Genomic DNA, 817 nt, shown 5'->3' with positions numbered 1-817 from the left:
GAGTCAACGGCCGCTGCACATGCCCCGTAGCGCACAACTGCAGGCACGTCGCCGCGGCGCTGCTGACCCTCGAACAACTGCAACGCAGCGGTGCGGACCTTAGTGCCATTCGCAGCAGCCCGCCCAGCGCACAATCACGCGCCGATATCGCCCCGCAACCGATCCTGTCCCTCGGCAGCCTGTCCCGCGTGCACTTCGACGCCCGCAAGGGGCGCATGCTCGAGCAGACCCAGCATCGCGCCGCCCTGGCCTTCAGTTATGCCGGCAAGCGGGTGCATGGCAAGCAGCCAGACAGCGTGCGCCTGCGTGATGATCAAGGGTTGTGGGTTATCCAGCGGCACGCCGCCGCCGAGGCCCGCTGCCGCCAGCAACTACTCGACGCGGGTCTGCAGCTGGCGCTGCGGCGAAGCGATGCGCTGCCGGAAAGTGCCGGGGAAGCCTTCGAACTCCCCAGTGATGCCGCGTGGATTGACTTTGTCAGCCAGCAACTACCCGTTCTCGCCGAGCAGGGCTGGCAGATCGAACCGCGTAACGACTTCCAGTTCAACCTGGCCGCAGTCGACCGTTGGTATGCCCAGGTCAACGAGAGCCCCGCACAGGACTGGTTCGAACTGGAGCTGGGTATCGAGATCGATGGTCAGCCGCACAGCCTGCTGCCCATTCTCCTGCAGGCGATACGTCGCTCGCCCTGGTTGCTCAACCCGCAGGCCATGGCCTTGCGTGACGACGATGAAGTCTTTCTTGCCCAGCTGCCCGGACAGAGCCGACGCATCGCCATCCCGTTCGCTCGCCTGCGCCCCCTGCTGGCCAGCCTGGG

Annotated in this window: 1 protein-coding gene; it reads left to right on the top strand. The window is 66.1% G+C overall.

From position 1 onward, the window contains the following. On the top strand, positions 1–817 hold an 817-nt coding region (locus tag CFY91_RS16065), incomplete at both ends, for an SWIM zinc finger family protein (RefSeq protein ID WP_341476605.1).

The organism is Pseudomonas fluvialis (assembly GCF_002234375.1).
Classification (GTDB): domain Bacteria; phylum Pseudomonadota; class Gammaproteobacteria; order Pseudomonadales; family Pseudomonadaceae; genus Aquipseudomonas; species Aquipseudomonas fluvialis.
Note: the sequence above shows the minus strand (reverse complement) of the source record. Positions and strands in the feature narration are given on the sequence as shown.